We start from the raw sequence: 15708 nt of genomic DNA on the forward strand, positions 1-15708 counted from the left end.
CATTTTCTAACACGCCATAGTAAATCCTGCAAGGTACTGTGGCTTTCTTCAAAAAAGCAACACAGACTGCAGATGCTTAACAGGTTGGTGGTTCGCATAAAAAAGACCTACAAGCAAAAAATTGCTTGTAGGTCTTTTGGTACTTAATTCGCGGTTTATAAATCCATGATAATTGGTAAAATCATGGGCCTGCGTCCGGTTTTAGCAAATAGATACTTAGCCAAAGCTTCACGAATGCCTGCCTTTAGTGGCGCCCATTGGGTGATTGGCTGATTTTCAAACCGCTCTAAAACGCCTTTTACTATTTTACGTGACTCGTCAATTAGGGCTTCTGAATCCCGTACATAGACAAATCCCCGGGAAACAATATCCGGGCCGTCTAGAACGCAGCCCCGGCTTTTGTCGAGGGTAACAACAACAATCAATACGCCATCTTGAGATAGTTGACGCCGATCCCGGATAACTATATTGCCAACATCACCGACACCTAAGCCGTCCACAAATATTTTCCCAGCAGTTACTTTACCGGCCATACGTCCGGTCTCTGCAGTAAATTCAAAAACATGGCCATTCTCACCAATAAAGACGTTTTCTTTAGGTATCCCTAGTTCATTTGCCAGTTTTCCATGGTATTTAAGCATCCGGTGCTCACCATGAACCGGGATGAGGAATTTAGGCCGGACCAGGTTTAAGATCAGCTTAAGCTCTTCCTGGCTGGCATGACCTGAAACATGGATTCCTGACGTTTTTTCATAAACGACATGTATGCCTGCCCTGAGTAAGGCGTCAATCGTTCGGCCAATTGACCGTTCATTGCCAGGAATCGGACTTGCCGCGATCAGCACAGTATCACCATGAGCCAATTCTAAACTACGATGATTTCTTGATGCTAACCGGCTGAGCGCAGCCATGGGTTCGCCCTGGCTGCCTGTCGTCAGAATGACCATCTGGTTGTCAGGATAACGGCTGATTTCATCAACACCGATCAGGATTCCATCTGGTATCGTCATGTAACCCAGTTCCTGAGCCTTGGTTATCACCGTTACCATACTTCGGCCAAGCAGCGCCACTTTGCGCCCATATTTGCAGGCCGAAGTAATGGCTTGCTGCAGTCTAGGTACATTAGAGGCAAAGGTTGTTAAAATAATTCGCCCCTTAGCCACACGAAAATGCTCATCTATCGCCACACTCACGGTTCGTTCTGACTTAGTGTAGCCCGGACGCTCGGCGTTGGTACTGTCAGACATCAAGACCAGTACCCCCTGATTCCCGAGCTCGGCAAATTTGTGAATGTCGATCATTTTACCATCAACAGGGGTCTGATCTATTTTGAAGTCCCCAGTATGAACAACCGTTCCCACTGGAGTTTTTAGATAAATACCCAAAGCATCGGCAATCGAATGGTTAACCCGGATAAAACCGACCTCAAATTGCCCAAGGGTGATAGAATCTCCGGGAGCAACCGGAGTGAGATTATGGGCTGATACATCATATTCCTTAAGCCGCCCCTCCACTAAACCTAAGGTAAGCCGGGAACCGTACACAGGTACATCGACCTGGCGCAGCAGATAAAACAAGGAACCAATATGATCCTCATGGCCATGGGTTAAAACAACTGCCCTGATTTTATCCTTGTTATCAATAAGATAGCTCATATCAGGTATGACTAAATCAATACCCAGCATGTCCTCCTCGGGAAAGGCCAGCCCTGAATCCAGGATAACAATGTCATCACCGTAGCGAAACACCGTCATATTCTTCCCGATCTCACCAAGACCCCCGAGTGGTATAATTAAAAGTTTGTCGTTCTTGTTCAACAGGAACCTCCATAAAAATTTTTATTCACTAAGCCTTAACTTCCGATGACTTAGCCGCTCTTAATTCCCACTTCATAGAAGAGGGAATCTTAGAGCGGCTTAGTCATCGGATAAAATTAGAAACTAGGACCCCGTTAGGTCCTAGTTTTTACTCAACGTTACATTATCATCCGCACAATATGATTAAACTTAACGCCGATCACTAACTAGTTATTCTATTATATTACAACCATTAGCCAATTTGCAAATTTTTGACTCTATTGCCAGCTTTATAGCGGAAAATGCTTTTACGTTTTAATGCTTCCTGGTCATAAACTCGATAAAACTCTTGGACAGCGCTGGATCAAACTGAGAACCCATTCCAGACTCAATTTCTCTTAAAGCCGCTTTTCTATCCATCGCTGCCTTGTATGGGCGTTCATGAGTAACAACGTCATAAACATCTACCAGAGAAAAAATACGAGCCAAGAAAGGAATTTGCTCTCCTTTGAGTCTGCAAGGATATCCTTCACCATCCCATCGCTCGTGGAGCGCAAGGATGATATCTGCCACAGCCGGCTCACCGATAGACTGCGCCATTCGATAACCTATCTCACTATGACTTTTCACAATCTCCCATTCGCTTGGTGTCAATGGTCCTGCTTTTCCTAATATCTCCGTGGGGATAGCAACCTTACCAATATCATGAAGCGCAACAAGCTGATTCAATGGTTGTAATTCAGGCCCCTCCAGGTCAAGGCCGAGAAAGGCACTAAAATTAACAGCTAATTGTTTCACTCTTTCGCCATGACCATTGTTCTCAAAGCAGCGGTTCTGGAGCATACCTGCCAAGCTAGCGGTAATATTTTTTCGTACTTTCCTACTTTTTATCAGTTTGTCATTATACATCCTATTTTCTGCAACACTAAACAGTTCCGCGTGGTGAGCAACCCCTGCGTCTTTTGTTGCCGTTCCAACTGCTACACTGAGCGGAATGGCACAGTCTACCGTCTCATTACAACTATTTTGAATTCGCTCACAGACCTTTAAGCAGTCATCCTTGTCAGTCTTTGGAAGTAAAATAAGAAATTCATCGCCTCCCCATCGGGCGATAATATCTGTCTGCCGGCATGATTTTTTCAGTGCCTTAGCCAGTGCGACTAATAGCAAGTCCCCCTGTTGATGACCAAACACATCATTGACCAGTTTTAGTCCGTTCACATCAGCCATTATAATACTCAGGGGTAAAGATTCCGGTTTCTCCAGCTCTGGCAGTACTGCCTCAACATGGGCACGATTATGGAGCGCTGTTAGTTTATCATGATAACTGAGGAAACGAATCTGTTCTTCTGCTCTCAGCCGCTCGGTTATGTCTGTCAAAATCATCATAACTAGAGTGCGCTCGACGCCATTATCCGGTTGCGATATCAGCTTACACTCTACGCGAATGTCTTTATTACCAATTCGAAAAATGTGGGGAACCTGTTGCAACTCCAGCTGTCTGAGGTCTTCGGGACAGGAGAAAGTACGATCCAATATTTCCGCTAATGTCTCCTGGGAAACGTTGCTCCCTTGACCCAGGAGCTCGACGATTGGAATGCCAGCAAGTTTTCTGCCAAAAATCTTTGTGCACTCAGCACTGTATTGCCGGTCTACTTTTAGGTCCTGACCAAAAGTCAAAAAACCTTGATTCGCGTTATCCAACAAGTTCTGAATCTCGTGTTGGTGCCGTTGCAAGACCTGGCCTTGGCTGTCACTGATGTAAAAAATCTTTTTGGTAGTTTTCAGCAACCGTTGGTAATGGGTGACCAGGGATTTATAGCGTGGCAAAAGTTCATTGCCAGAGTATTGGTCATTAGCAACGTCAGCCATGGCTATCTGCAACGCTTCTTGCTCAGCTTCAAACAAGCTTTCTTCATTAATTCTGCCCATGACCAAACCACCTTTCTGTAGTCATAGTGAGAATCCCACTATCGTAATGTCATCCCGCTGCGACTCATTTCCCATGTAATTGCTTAACACCGCTTCAAAGGCTTCTTGTTGCTCAGGCAGTGGCTTGGCATCCTGCTCGATGATAGCCTGAATCAGCTTTTTCCTGCCTAATGGATAATCCTTAACCCCACCATTTTGGTCAATATAACCGTCAGTTGTCAGATAGAACCTATCCTGCGCTTCAATCTCCCAACTGTGGTTGGTAAACTCCAAATCGTTGCTTGAACGGCGGTAGCCAATGCTCCTTTTATCCCCCTTAATCACATGGATCTGATCCCCGCGCTTGATATAAAGCGGGATTTTAGCACCGGCGAAGGTCAATCTCTCGTTTTTTTCGATACAGCAGATAGCAATATCCAAGCCATCGTCGACCATCCGGCACTGGTCGTTCCGATGCAGGGTCGCCTTCATCCGGCGGTTTAATTCTGCCAAGATGTCGGCAGGATCTGTATGATTTTGATCAACAATATGATTAAGGATGGAGTTCACGGCCATGGTCATGAAGGCGCCTGGGACGCCATGACCAGTACAGTCTGCCAGCGCAACCAGGCTTCTGTCGTCATCAATCCGCCGTACCCAATAAAAATCGCCGCCAACTATATCCCTAGGTTTCCAAAGGATAAAATAGTCACCGAGAATGGTCCGCAACTCCTCTGCCGTCGGCAGGATTGATTCCTGAAGCCTTTTTGCATAATCAATACTATCAATAATTCGTTGATTCTTCTCAGCCAACTCCCGGGTACGTTCATTTACCTGTTTTTCCATTTCTTGAGTAAGCAGCAGCGCACGTTTTAAGGGATCGGCGATTCGGCGAGACACAGTATAAAAGACAAATATCATCAATAGCAGTGCTACTAGGCTGGCAATTGCAGTATTAAGTTTGATATTACCAAGGATAGCGATGCTTTCGCTACGAGGGATTTGGAACACGACTTTCCAGTCTGTCGATTTTGTCGATTGATAGGCCAAATCTACCGTTTCTCCATGTGCATCTATGTATTCAATGATTTGTGGCTTGGAGGAAATGTCATCCTTGTCCTGAATAACCTGAGAAACTACGCTACTTGGAACAAAATCATTGAGATATCTGCCATTGTGACTGAAATCATCTGACAAATGGATTTTTCCTTTACTATCTACTAGCCACAAATTGCTCTTTTCGCCGAATTTGTACCGCTGGAATTCTTGGGCAATGTCTTTGAGACTGAGCCCCACACCGGTTACCGCGATAGGATGCTCTACATCACCAACCAAAGCATTAAGGAAGACAAACGTGTCTCGTCTGCCGCTATCGTAGTCTATCTTCAAATCAACAGCCTTGCGAGATTTAAGTGCCTCATAGAACCAGCTCGCATTGGGGTCTGTTTTAGACATGACTTTGATTATTTTTGACCCTTCTGCCCAATAGTTCTTGGTTATAGCACTGACTATAAATGAATTGGCATAGTCGTAATTTTGAGCAATTTCATTTATCTTTGCTTTGGAATATTCTCCTAATTTCTCATCCTTTTCTGCGCTAGCGATCCATTGAATTATCGCTTGATCTTTTGCCAAGATCAAGGACGTTTCTTTCGCCCGTTCAACGCGACCGTCAATTTTAGCGGATATAGATTCGATAATATATACGAGATCCCGGGATTTCAGCTTGTCCACTACAGCATTTCGGGTTATAAAATAGCTTATGCCTCCGGTGAGCACTACTGCCAGTACAATAATAAAGCATGCAAAAACAACGACCTTGATCGTTCCTCTGTCGTGGATAATGCCTGTTCGATCAGGAGGTGGAACCTGCGGTTCCAAGTCGTTGTTCATCCTACTCATTTTACTTCCTCCACAGAACTTATCTCAAAAGGTATTGTTAGATCCTCTCTGAATTCTTCCGCACATTCTAATGCCGTTTCATTCTCCACGTCATAATACCAGCGGATTGCTACCTTTTTCCCTGCCTGATATGCGTCTTCTAGCTTTTCCAGCAGCATCATCACACATTTAGAGCTGCTTGTATTGATATAAGGCATGTGAAAATATATCTCTAACACCACTTCTGCCTCTAGTTGCTGTAAGTAATCATCTATCCATGCAAAGATTGGTTCATAAAACTTAAAGGCATTTTCGGGATAAGACTGCCCCTCAATACGCAGTTTAAACTTTTCGGGCTCAAATTGAATCTCAGGTGTTGACTTCGTCTTTTCAACATATAAACCTTTCATGCCAATCCTCCTAAACGTAGACCTTCAATGTAAAAAATGATACGTGTTCATCTAATCTCACCATTGAGTAGTTCAATGGCCGGCTAGCGCGTCGCGCCATATCAATAAAGCCAAGACCAGCTCCGGTACTGCCTGGTGGAACATCTTTCTTCATTTGCTCCTTATATAATTTCTTTAATCCTGCCTTATCCAAAGTCGCAACTTCATCCAACCTTGGCGTAAGCAAAGCAATATCCTTATTTTCAACAAGATTTCCTGAGGAAACGAAGTAGCCAGCCTCTGATTTACCGATTGCGACAATACCAGAGCTGGCTATCCGGTCCCCCATAGCAGATCCGCTCTTTTGGGCACCATAGTTCTTAATATTCTGTGTCTGTTCAATAAACACAGAAAAGACATTATATGTATCATTCTGCGATGTAGCTTCTGTTTCTAAATTTTTTTTCACCGCATCGCCCAACTCTTCGATAATTGCCTGAGTAAAACGACCCGAAAAACTGATTAACACACCGAAGTTCTGCAATAATTTTTGAAGGTCTAGCAGATTCAATTCCATAAGAAAAACAACCTCCTCAAAAAAGAATAGGTTCTCGAACCACAGCTATTATTCGACAATTACCTTCATTATCCTTCTATGTTTGGACTTATACACTCTTAGCTTGTGGATTTAATAAAAGGACTAAGCCCTTTCTTTTGACATATATAGCTATTTCCAAGTGCCATTTTTTGTAGTATTTTTTTCCAAAAGTTAGACAAATGCTGCAGGTAATTTAAATATTTCCATGGAAGTAGTACTTACTTGTACATTTTTGAGCAAATATGACTTGGGGTGAAAGGGCGGGCCTTGATGAATTCATCTCTGACAACAACCCGGCTCAGCCGGTTGCTTGATAGGACTTTTGTGCAAACACTGTTCGCATCTATATCTCCTGTTTTCCCCGATATTATCTTAGGCGTTTTTGATTTGGACGAAAATGTATTCTTTTTATCCGGGCCGGAGACAGCAACTAAGCCAACCGCCCAAAGCCCGATCGTAGTGGATAATCAACTAGTTGGCACAGTAAGAACCAGTCTGCCTGCGGGCTGCCACCAAGGGGTTGCTGGGCTGCAAGCTGTGTTAGCTGATTTCGGGGGCAAACTGCTTTCTCAGCTTGCTCAGAAGCAATGGGAACAGCGATGTATCACCCATGACAGCCTGACGCGTTATCGCGAGCTTGCTTTGTTATATCAGTTTGGGGAAAAAATCGGCTCATGTCTTGACCAAAATAAGCTAGCAGAAATTATACTATCAGAGGTTCGAATCTTTATTAAAGCGCAGGCTGGCTCCTTAATGCTAACTTGCCCGAAAACAGGCAAACTAGGGGTTACTGCCAGCTATGGAGTAGCTTCTTGTGCTGGTGCTCTGACTAATGCAGCCTATCAACTAGCAGAGATTGTACTCACCAGTGGCAAATCAGAAATAGTGGATGATGCCTGCCTGGATCCTCGTTTGGCAGTAGTTACAGACTGCCCAGAACCACTTTTATGTGTTCCCTTAAAGCTGGATAATCACATTCTAGGTGTTATTAATTTAAGCCATAAATCAGACTCAGACTGCTTTTCATCAGAAGACTTGAAACTTACTGAGGTCATTGCCTCTCAGGTAGCAACAGCCTTTGAGACAGCTCGACTGTTCCATGAAATAGAGGATATGGCCTATTCCATTATCCTTGTGGCCGGTGCTACCATCGATGAACGGGATACTTGTACTGCTGGCCACTCCAGCAGGGTTGCCAATATTTCTTTAGCTATCGCAAAAAAATTAAACCAACTATATGATACTGCGCAAAAAGAAGGGCGCCCTAAAAAAGCGCCGCTCATCAAACTACAGGAGATGGAATATGCCGCCCTTCTTCATGATATTGGTAAGATCGGCGTGCCTGAAGCAATCTTGACTAAACGGGCTAGACTGTCCCCGGACCGGCTGCTGGCCATCAAGACCAGGTTTGATTTTATCACAGTGACTACTGGGCAAAACATGTCTGAGGAACTGTCTTTCATAAGAGGTATAAACGAGGCCCATAGCCTGTCAGCTACCGAATGTCGTCTGGTACAAGAACTGACTCAGCGGACTTATATTGATCTGGAGAAGCTGCCCCAACCCTTCTTATTACCGGAAGAAGCAGAAGCGCTCTGCGTATCAAGGGGTAATTTGATGCAGCAGGAGTTTGAAAAAATACAAACCCATGCAGAAAAAAGTTACCGAATATTAAAACAAATACCTTTTCCCTCTCATTTACACCAGATCCCCGATATTGCCTACCAGCACCATGAACGTTTGAATGGAAATGGTTACCCCAACGGCTTGTCTGCGGGAGAAATACTGTTAGAATCTAAAATACTCTGTGTAGCTGATGTATTTGAAGCACTCACGGCGTCAGACCGTCCCTATCGGTCACCGGTTACTACCGACAAGGCGCTGGACATTTTACGCGGTGAGGCTGAGGCTGGTTATCTGGATCCCCTGATCGTCGATGTCCTTTCAAGCATTCTAAACACCGACACCCACTGGTGGCAAGATATTAATAATATTAATCCTGAATGGAAGGAGCGAAAAAACTGTGACGACCAAAAAGATACTCATCGTCGATGACGAGCCTCATATCCGGGCGCTGCTGGAACAAACGCTGGAAGACCTTGATGATTCAGGAGTTCAATTATTATTTGCCAAAGACGGAGAAGAGGGTTTGGCTCTCGCCTTAAAAGAATCACCAGAACTTATTTTTCTTGATATTATGATGCCTAAACTAAATGGTTATGACGCTTGTAGACAAATCAAACAACAGACCGACTGCTATCTGATACTTTTGACTGCCAAAGGTCAGGAGACAGACCGTCAAAAAGGCCTGCAGGCCGGAGCTGATGAATACATTTTTAAACCATTTGATCCAGATGCTGTTCTGGCAAAGGCAGCACAAATCCTAAAAATCTAGGGAGGGTTGGGCGTGACAAACAGTCACTCCTTCGGAATCTATTCCATCCGCTGGCGGTTTATTATTTCAATTAGTCTCGCAGTCGTCTTAGGCCTATGTATGACGATACTATGGACCACTGAGCAAATCCGCCAGGAAGCCGAATTAGTTGCCATGGAGAAAGTGCGTGGCGATTTGAATTTGACTGAAGCTCTGCTCCACAGCCGCTATCCTGGTCCTTGGGCAATTCGTGATGGCAAACTATATAAAGGCGCTACCCTCATTAATGAGGATTTTGTGTTTGTAGATGAAGTAGGGCAGCAAACAGGAGACACCTGTTCTATCTTTCAGGGAGATACCCGAGTTGCCACCAACATAATGAGGGCGGAAAAAAGGGTAATTGGTACAAAAGTTTCTGCTGAAGTATCTCAAATTGTGCTTGGTGAAGGACAGGAATTCCTCGGCGAGGCTGACGTAGTAGGCGTTAAATATCAGGCAGCTTATCGGCCTCTCCGGGATGAAACAGGCAAGATTATTGGTATATGGTATGTAGGAGCCGATAAGAGTTTTGTCGACAAAATTACCGGAGATGCTATACGCAGTGTAACAAAATCCTTTCTACTTGGCTGGTTCGTTATACTTGCTGTAATCTGGTTGCTAACCAGTTCCTTAATTCGACCAGTCAAACTACTTGTTAGTGCAGCAAACCGCCTGGCTGTTGGCGATTTGGACACTGAAATTACTGCCCATTCCAAAGATGAGATTGGCTACCTGTCTAAGACATTTGAGCAAATGAGGCAAAAACTTAGACTCCACAACCAAAACCTCGAGGATTTGGTTAGCGAACGGACATTTGAATTGAAACAGGCGTACGCAGAATTAAAACAGTTGGATGAAATGAAGTCTTCTTTTCTATCTACGGTATCTCATGAGCTAAGAACCCCATTAACCTCTGTTCTCGGATTCGCCCGGATTATCCAAAAAAAATTAGAAACTGTGATCTTGCCGCAAATCACTACCGATGACCTAAAAGTAACTAAAGCTATGCAACAAATCAACGGCAATATTAATATTATTGTCGCAGAAGGCGAACGCCTGACCGATTTAATCAACGATGTGCTTGATTTAGCTAAGATGGAGGCAGGCAAGGTTAATTGGAAAATAGAACCGCAAGCTATAAAAGATATCATTACTAGAGCAGTTAATTCCACTGAATTTCTTGTCTCCCAAAAAGGGCTTACGATTATTACCGAGATCCAATCAGACCTCCCCCCTGTGCCTGCTGACCGGGATAGATTGATTCAAGTGCTCATCAATCTCATCTCCAATGCAGTCAAATTTACAGCCGAAGGCTCTATTACTTGCCGCGCCGTAAAGACGGCAGACGGGGTATTAGTTACAGTTAGCGATCCTGGCATCGGTATCGCCAAGGAAGATCAGCAGACAGTGTTTGAAAAGTTCAAACAAATTGGTGACACTCTTACCGAGAAACCTAGAGGCACAGGCCTGGGACTGCCTATCTGCCGGCAAATTATTGAACATCACAGTGGCAGGATATGGGTAGAAAGCCAACCTGACCAAGGAAGCAGCTTTTGTTTCACGCTCCCAGTCTCGCCACAGGCAAATAGAGAATTAAGCAGTATTAATCGAGATCTATTACTGTACCAGGTCAAATGCCACACACGAGACAGCAAAAGAGGTGATGAAAGCGCTAAAAACATCCTGGTCATAGACGATGAGGCCAACATCCGCACCCTCCTTCGTCAGGAACTGGAAGCTTCAGACTATACAGTACAAGAAGCCAGTGACGGCTTGCAGGCTCTAGAACGCATTTACCATACGCTCCGTACTGACAGAACCACACCAGACCTTATTATCTTAGATGTCATGATGCCAAAAATGAGTGGATTTGACGTTGCGGCTATACTAAAAAATAACCCGGATACCATGCATATCCCGATTGTTATGCTTTCGATTATTGAAGACCAGCAGCGCGGTTACTCAATTGGTGTTGACCGTTATCTGACCAAACCAGTCAATATCGAAGTATTACTGAGCGAGATCAAATCCCTATTATCTCTTGAAAGTCATCGAAAAAACATCTTAGTTGTCGATGACGACCAGACCCTTCTTCAACATCTAACCCAATCACTGGCGGCAAGCGGCTATATCGTCTTTAGTACCGATGATAGTGACGACTGCATAAAAAGAGCTAAATCCCTAATGCCTGATATAATCATCATTGACAGCCGATTCTCTGAGCAGCACGGCATACTTAGATCTCTGCGTTTTGAGAAAGGCTTCGAAAACGTGTTTTTTCTGCTACTTGGCAACACTACTGAGAGAAAAGATTCTGGATGACCCTTCAAAGCTAGCAGCCTCGACCTTTTTATATCTCCAGTGGCTTGTTTTCTCAAATAAAAATCCTGCGGGAGTTATAGTCCCAACCTATGGGTTCAGACTATAACTCCCGCAGGATTTTATTTTGGCATGCCCCTTCAGCTTATCGCCTCTTTGGCTGTACCATTGCGGTCTTGAAAAATGACAAAAAAGATTGTACCTTTTAAACTGGTATCATATCTAAGCATCGCATCATGGCGATTAGCAATACTATAACATACGGCCAGCCCCAATCCGGTCCCCTGTTCCTTGGTGGAAAAGAATGGCGTTCCTACTTTATCCATTACTTCAGGCTCAATTCCGCTCCCTTCGTCCTCAACAGCTAAAATAATATCATTACCCTCTAAATAGGTTCTAATTGTTAGCGTTCCGCCAGCTTCCATTGCTTCTAGTCCATTTCTTACAAGGTTAAGAATCAATTGGCGGATTTCTTTGTGATCAACAAGTATATCTGGAATTTCACCCAGGCTTGTTTTTATATATTTATTGGCCATTAGACCATCAGCTTCTAGCAAAGGCATCATAGAATTTATAATTTCATTAATATTGTAAAGCTCGCGATTTATTGCTTTATTTTTGGCAAGTGCCAGAAATTCCGATATGATCGAATTAGCCCTGTCCAATTCTGCAATCATGATAGTAAAATAATCGTTATATTGAACACAGCCACTCTTTTTGCTAAGCATCTGCAGGAATCCGCGAACAGTAGTCATTGGATTCCTTACTTCGTGGCCGATACTAGCGGCCATTTCTCCAACTACATTGAGCCTATCCAGCCGGGCAAACTCTTTTTCCAATAGTCTTTTCTCAGTAACATCTTGTATAATGCAAAGCACCGACTCTACTAAACCACTTTCGGAGAACTCAGGAATAAAGCGGGCATGATAAGCGACTAGCTCACCTCTACGCCACCAAAGCTTCATCTCAGATTCGATTGTCGATGGTTTACCTGTATTTATTACGGCTAAAACTTCTCGTTTCCATTCTTGGAAAGTGGTTATATATTCTTTACTGGGGGCTATCTTACCCATACTTTTTCCGATAAACATTCTAGGGTCAATCTTTGTATAACGGGTGACTGACGGACTAACATACAGGTAGGTCAGATTCTTGTCTAAACGGATAATGACATCAGGAGAGTTCTCGGCTAAGGTTCTAAACTCTTTTTGCCGCTGCCGTAAAGCTTCTTCCATCTGTTTACGAGTAGTAACATCTCTGCCCATAACGACAATCCCCTTAGGAGATCCATCAGGATAATAAATAGGCGCTTTTATAATGTCAAAGGTAATTGTATAACCGTTCTTTGTACTGATATCCAATTCCACTTTAATCGGGTTGCCGGCTAACCACGCTTGCTTGTCAGTACAGGCACAGTAGTCTAACGCATCGGGGTAATTACTGCAAATCTCCATTAACTCCAAATCAGACTTGCCTTTGTATTGATACTGGTCTAAGCCAAATAGATTAAGCGTAAACTCATTGGCCTCCAGCCATCTGCCATACTGATCTTTGAAGCAAAGCAGGTCCGGAGCGGCAGAGATTAGGGTACTTAGTTTCTCCTCACTTTCCAATAATGCATTCTTTATGTGCGCGTTTTCCCTCTCTAACAGACTTATTCGGTGCCGAAGCTCTCTTGATTCTGCAGATAAATCGTTTTTATCATGGTTTTTCATCCGAGCTCCTCCTGGAAATTAATGGTATTTTCGCTATATTTTTATATATTCCACGCTTTATTGCTTAATCCTTTATTAAACTTAGTAATTTTCAAATTATTAGGATAAATCAAAGCTGCTTTTTTACAAAATCGATGAGTGCTCTGGCCGCATGTGATAAATACCGCCTGCTTTTCCAAACCATAGCTAATCTTAAAAAAACCTGGGGATCAGCCATAGGCAGCGTAGTAAAGGTGCCAGCATTCAGTTCCTGGCAGACTTTGCTTGGAAGTAAAGCAACACCAAGACGAGCGGCAACAATCTGAGTCATCAGCTCTCGCTGTGATGTTTCAAAGATAATATGGGGTGAAAAACCAGCCTCTTTACATCGTTCAATAATTTTGTCATGCAGGATATAATCACTGCTATACAAAACGAAATGCTCATTTCTAAGTTCCTGATAGGTAACAATAGATTTGCTAGCTAGCGGGTGCTGCGGGTGCATAACAATCTTGAGCGGATCCTGGACAAAAGAGATTGCCTCATAAAGCTGTTCTGCTTCGCAGGGTACATAGATTATCCCCATATCCAGCGTACCATCTTGAATTCCCATTTCTATTTTCTTGGAACCATATTCATACAAGTTAATTTGGATATTGGGATATTCGTTTTTAAATCTTCCCAACAGTTGGGCAAAATCACTCACGCCAGTGATAGGAGGCAACCCTATATGGATTTTTCCTGTCTGCATCTGGGTAATTCCTCTTAGCTGTGCATTGATATTTTGAAAAGAGGAAATAACCTGTTGAGCCTGTTCAAGGATTGCATCGCCAGCATCTGTCAGTTCAACATATTTAGGATTCCGGTAAAACAATACTGAGCCGAGCTGATTTTCCAGCTCTTTGATGGCCTTACTAATAGAAGGCTGCGACACGTGCAGCGTTTCAGCCGCTTTACTGAAACTTTTCTGACGTGCAACCTCAATAAAATACTCCAATTGTCTGATCTCCATGTTATTGCTCCATTCAAATAGTAAAACTCAAGCAGCAGGCATCAAACCACTGCTTGAGCTTTGTTTTTATTAAGATAAATACTTCTGCAAGGCAGCTCTTACCGCACCGGCTCCAGCTATCATTTCGCTAAAATAGGCTTCAATCTTTTCTCCTAAGCCGACACTGTAAAGATCTGAGCCAAACAGATCTTTATTAGATAGTATTGGTTTCAAGTGATCTTGTACAGATTCACTGTCCCCAAATTTAATTCCTGCAACATGAGATTTCAGGGTACTCAATAACGGATCTGAACTTAAATTCATCTCCTTGCCCTGATCATCGACACCCATCAGATATCTGCACCAGCCCGCAATAACAAGGGGGATATAAGTAAGACTTTTAACATCCAAATCTGTTCTTTCGCCATAGGCCTTAATGGTTTCGCCAAACCGTATGCCGACTTTTTGGGATGTATCTGTGGCAATTCTCTGTGGTGTATCAGGAATATTCGGATTGGGGAACCTTACTTCAATTACTTCTTTGATAAAAGCCTTGGGATCAATAATTTGCGGATTGACAACAACTGGCATGCCTTCTTCGTAACCTACTTTTTCTACCAGCCTTTTTAATTCGGTATCTTTCATCTCGTCTGCAATCAACGTATAGCCAAGCAAACAGCCAAAAACAGCCAGTGAGGTATGTAAAGGATTCAAGCAAGTACATACCTTCATCTTTTCTACCCGATCCACAGTCTGCCGGTCGGTAAAGATTACCCCAGCTTGTTCAAGCGGCATCCGGCCATTCGGGAATTTATCTTCGATGACCAGATATTCGGATTTCTCAGCATTAACAAAAGGTGCAATAAAGGTATTCTTAGCTGTACACAGAATCTCGGTGCTGGCAAAACCGCTTTCATTCAAGCCTTGCTTAACACTCTCGGCAGGTCTGGGGGTAATTTTGTCAATCATGCTCCAAGGGAATGATACCTTGGCAGGGTTATTTATATATTGTACAAAATCCTTTGCGACTAAGCCCCTTTGACTCCAGGTTTCAGCAATTGCCGCAACTGAGCTATGAAGGATATCACCATTATGGGAACAATTATCCATACTTACAAAAGCAATCGGCAATTCTCCATTTTGATAGCGTGTATATGCTAAGGAGGTAATCCTGGCCATGACACTTTTCGGGTTTTCCGGCCCGTTTTCCATATCGTCTTGGACATCGGCTGAGTAATCGCCGACGGCATTCTTTAGGCTATAACCTTTTTCGGTTATCGTAAAACTGGCTAGTTGTAATGAGGGGTTAGCAAATATGGTTTTCAGCCTCTGCCAGTCAGTTTTTCTAGCAGGATCGCCTACTAGACTTTCGCTAATACTTCCGATGATCTTTTTTTCTAAGCTGCCATCTGTATTCATAATAGCCAATAATCCTAGATTATCATAAGGCGCATAAATTTTTTCTATGATTTCATAATCATAGGTTTCAACAACCACAATGCCGGTATCGGCTTTGCCAGAGTTTAGCAATGTTTGCTGCAGCATGGCGATAAAACCTCTGAAGATATTGCCAGCCCCAAAGTGTACCCATGTTGGGTTTGCCTGTGTCATAGCTGTCATTTGATCATAATTAAATTTCATACTTTCGATACCTGCCTGTTCCCACATGGCGGTATTTTTGATACTATCTTTGTTTAAATGTAACATTAGTTGACT

The 15708-nt window shown here is 43.4% G+C and carries 11 protein-coding genes; 3 read left to right on the forward strand and 8 right to left on the reverse strand.

What is annotated here, in order from left to right:
• Positions 1–155: 155 nt before the first annotated feature.
• From B9A22_RS06195 to B9A22_RS06215, 5 genes are all read right to left on the reverse strand, one after another.
• Positions 156–1817 carry a ribonuclease J gene (locus tag B9A22_RS06195; RefSeq protein WP_084574841.1) on the reverse strand — a complete coding sequence of 554 codons (1662 nt, stop codon included), beginning with the start codon at positions 1815–1817 and terminating at the stop codon, positions 156–158.
• Positions 1818–2111: 294 nt separating this feature from the next.
• A complete protein-coding gene (locus tag B9A22_RS06200) occupies positions 2112–3728 on the reverse strand; it encodes a diguanylate cyclase (protein ID WP_084574842.1) in 1617 nt (538 codons plus the stop codon).
• 21 nt (positions 3729–3749) lie between these two features.
• On the reverse strand, positions 3750–5609 hold the full coding sequence (locus B9A22_RS06205; protein ID WP_217805890.1) for a SpoIIE family protein phosphatase: 1860 nt from the start codon (positions 5607–5609) through the stop codon (positions 3750–3752).
• Positions 5606–5998: a DUF1987 domain-containing protein gene (locus B9A22_RS06210; protein WP_084574843.1), complete on the reverse strand. Its 393-nt coding sequence runs from the start codon at positions 5996–5998 to the stop codon at positions 5606–5608. The genes B9A22_RS06205 and B9A22_RS06210 overlap by 4 nt, the downstream gene beginning before the upstream one ends.
• Before the next feature lie 10 nt (positions 5999–6008).
• Positions 6009–6554: a SiaB family protein kinase gene (locus B9A22_RS06215; protein ID WP_084574844.1), complete on the reverse strand. Its 546-nt coding sequence runs from the start codon at positions 6552–6554 to the stop codon at positions 6009–6011.
• 291 nt (positions 6555–6845) lie between these two features.
• Here B9A22_RS06215 and B9A22_RS06220 point away from each other — a divergent pair, with 291 nt between their 5' ends.
• The 3 genes from B9A22_RS06220 to B9A22_RS06230 are packed head-to-tail and all read left to right on the forward strand — an operon-like array spanning position 6846 to position 11310.
• Complete coding sequence (locus B9A22_RS06220) at positions 6846–8630, forward strand: HD family phosphohydrolase (protein ID WP_084574845.1); 1785 nt, start codon at positions 6846–6848, stop codon at positions 8628–8630.
• Positions 8599–8970 (forward strand): response regulator transcription factor, encoded by a 372-nt coding sequence (locus B9A22_RS06225; protein WP_084574846.1) that lies wholly within the window; start codon positions 8599–8601, stop codon positions 8968–8970. The genes B9A22_RS06220 and B9A22_RS06225 overlap by 32 nt, the downstream gene beginning before the upstream one ends.
• A gap of 12 nt (positions 8971–8982) precedes the next feature.
• Positions 8983–11310, forward strand: a complete 2328-nt coding sequence (locus tag B9A22_RS06230; RefSeq protein WP_084574847.1) for a cache domain-containing protein — start codon at positions 8983–8985, stop codon at positions 11308–11310.
• 137 nt (positions 11311–11447) lie between these two features.
• Here the strand turns inward: B9A22_RS06230 and B9A22_RS06235 are convergent, their stop codons facing one another.
• The 3 genes from B9A22_RS06235 to B9A22_RS06245 all read right to left on the reverse strand — a co-directional run bounded on the left by B9A22_RS06235 (position 11448) and on the right by B9A22_RS06245 (position 15699).
• On the reverse strand, positions 11448–13022 hold the full coding sequence (locus B9A22_RS06235) for a PAS domain-containing sensor histidine kinase (protein WP_084574848.1): 1575 nt from the start codon (positions 13020–13022) through the stop codon (positions 11448–11450).
• A 109-nt stretch (positions 13023–13131) separates the two neighbouring features.
• On the reverse strand, positions 13132–14013 hold the full coding sequence (locus B9A22_RS06240) for a LysR family transcriptional regulator (protein ID WP_084574849.1): 882 nt from the start codon (positions 14011–14013) through the stop codon (positions 13132–13134).
• Between the two features lie 69 nt (positions 14014–14082).
• On the reverse strand, positions 14083–15699 hold the full coding sequence (locus tag B9A22_RS06245) for a mannitol dehydrogenase family protein (RefSeq protein WP_084574850.1): 1617 nt from the start codon (positions 15697–15699) through the stop codon (positions 14083–14085).
• Positions 15700–15708 lie beyond the last annotated feature (9 nt).

It is taken from the genome of Sporomusa malonica (assembly GCF_900176355.1).
Lineage (GTDB): Bacteria > Bacillota > Negativicutes > Sporomusales > Sporomusaceae > Sporomusa > Sporomusa malonica.

Bases quoted from the DNA above. Each gene is read 5' to 3' on its own strand.
- B9A22_RS06200 (WP_084574842.1), bottom strand. From the start codon at position 3,728: ATGGGCAGAATTAATGAAGAAAGCTTGTTTGAAGCTGAGCAAGAAGCG.
- B9A22_RS06205 (WP_217805890.1), bottom strand. From the start codon at position 5,609: ATGAGTAGGATGAACAACGACTTGGAACCGCAGGTTCCACCTCCTGAT.
- B9A22_RS06210 (WP_084574843.1), bottom strand. From the start codon at position 5,998: ATGAAAGGTTTATATGTTGAAAAGACGAAGTCAACACCTGAGATTCAA.
- B9A22_RS06215 (WP_084574844.1), bottom strand. From the start codon at position 6,554: ATGGAATTGAATCTGCTAGACCTTCAAAAATTATTGCAGAACTTCGGT.
- B9A22_RS06220 (WP_084574845.1), top strand. From the start codon at position 6,846: ATGAATTCATCTCTGACAACAACCCGGCTCAGCCGGTTGCTTGATAGG.
- B9A22_RS06235 (WP_084574848.1), bottom strand. From the start codon at position 13,022: ATGAAAAACCATGATAAAAACGATTTATCTGCAGAATCAAGAGAGCTT.
- B9A22_RS06240 (WP_084574849.1), bottom strand. From the start codon at position 14,013: ATGGAGATCAGACAATTGGAGTATTTTATTGAGGTTGCACGTCAGAAA.
- B9A22_RS06245 (WP_084574850.1), bottom strand. From the start codon at position 15,699: ATGTTACATTTAAACAAAGATAGTATCAAAAATACCGCCATGTGGGAA.